The 1,789-nt window shown below is 38.6% G+C and carries 1 protein-coding gene; it reads left to right on the forward strand.

What is annotated here, in order from left to right; genetic code table 11:
• Nucleotides 1-126 precede the first annotated feature (126 nt).
• Nucleotides 127-1,239 carry an IS110 family RNA-guided transposase gene (locus tag ACI48O_RS22670; RefSeq protein ID WP_435564082.1) on the forward strand — a complete coding sequence of 371 codons (1,113 nt, stop codon included), beginning with the start codon at nucleotides 127-129 and terminating at the stop codon, nucleotides 1,237-1,239.
• Nucleotides 1,240-1,789: the final 550 nt, after the last annotated feature.

Genomic DNA, 1,789 nt, shown 5'->3' on the forward strand with positions numbered 1-1,789 from the left:
GCGCCGAGTTATCATGAACGAAACTAGCTCCTTACTCGTAAAATCGTAGGTTAATTTGGTAAGAATGTTTATTGTTGAAAAACAAAAAACCAAATTAGAGCTACATTACGAAAGGAGCTAGTTAATATGAAGGATACCATAAAATTTGTAGGTTTAGACGTGTCAAAGGAAAAAATTGCAGTAGCTATTGCTGATGAGGGGCGTGGAGAGCCAAGATACTTTGGAATGATTCCTCATACACCAGAAGCAATTAGGAAATTAGTAAAAAAACTTGGAGAACCCGACACTCTGCGAGTGTGTTACGAAGCAGGCCCAACGGGATATCCATTATATAGGCTATTGCTTACTTTGGGAGTTCATTGTGATGTTATAGCTCCATCTTTAATACCTAAAAGACCTGGTGAGCGTATCAAGACAGATCGTCGGGATTCTATCCGACTAGCTCAGTTATATCGAGCAGGTGAATTAACTTCTATTTATGTCCCTACTACAGAAGATGAAGCTCTGCGTGATTTAGTTAGAGCGCGTGAAGATGCCAAAGAGGATGAACTAAGAGCTAAGCATCGATTAACTAAATTTTTATTACGTAATGATCTTAAACCACCGAATGGAGTTAATAAATGGACCAAAAAGTATCGCGAATGGCTAGATGCTTTAAAGTTTGATAACTCATCTTTACGAGTGGTTTTTCAGGAATATTACCATCAATTAAAAGAATTAGAACAACGCATTCGAAGACTCGAAGAAGAAATTAAATTAGAAGCAAATGAGGGTGTGCATGCACCCACGATTCAAGCATTACAATCATTAAGAGGTGTTGCGCTTATAACCGCGACAAGTCTTGCGGCAGAAATTGGTTCTTTTAAACGTTTCCCAACTCCAAAACAATTTATGGCTTATGTTGGATTAATTCCGAGTGAATCCTCTAGTGGTGATAAAAGAAGACAAGGTGACATTACTAAAACTGGAAACCGACATGTTCGCCGTTTATTAATTGAATCTGCTTGGAGTTATCGATATCAACCTTCAGTAAAAGGAGAATTAAAGAGACGACAAGATGGTCTTTCACCAAATATCCAAGCGATATCCTGGAAAGCCCAAAATCGGCTTCATAAAAGATATTATCAATTACTATCCAGAGGAAAAGAAGGCGGTAAAGCAATCACTGCGGTGGCAAGAGAGTTGGCAGGTTTTATTTGGGCTATTACGCAAGAGCTAGAAGACACTTCAAGAATTTGATTTTTAAATTGGTATTAAATTGAGGAAATGGATTTTAATATAGATCGATGAGAATAGGGCTCGAAGGCAAAGAGTAATACCGGAAAGGAAGATCCACGTGCCTCCTCTGTGCTATACCTAGTAAGTAAGGTTAACGCACGTGCCGAGTTAGTGGAAAAGTCCTTTATACGGAAAGATAAAATGTGAAAACCCACGAATATCAGAATGCTAACCGCAGTAGAGATTTTTGCCTTCGTGCCGTGTTCTTACCATCTATTCAAATAATGATTAAGGAGGCATAATTTGTCGTTATTTCTTCTTTAGCTTAAAACAGTGTCTCAACTCTTTGAATAGCTGTCAAGGAGAGCACTTGACAGCTATTCAAAGAGTTGAGGTGTGGTCTGTAAGCTAAAGTAAGAGCAATTCTAGCCAGAAGGCTAAATATTTAACAAAAACCAAAAGAAGCTACAATCAGCTTCTCTACTTAGAGTTGCCCAAAATTAATACAATACAAATTTGGAGTGGGAGCCTTGACAGTTTCGTTCATATCAGGAGGCTCCCGGACTCCCCC

The sequence above is a fragment of the Neobacillus terrisolis genome, assembly GCF_051233475.1.
In the GTDB taxonomy this organism is placed as follows: domain Bacteria; phylum Bacillota; class Bacilli; order Bacillales; family Cytobacillaceae; genus Bacillus_BU.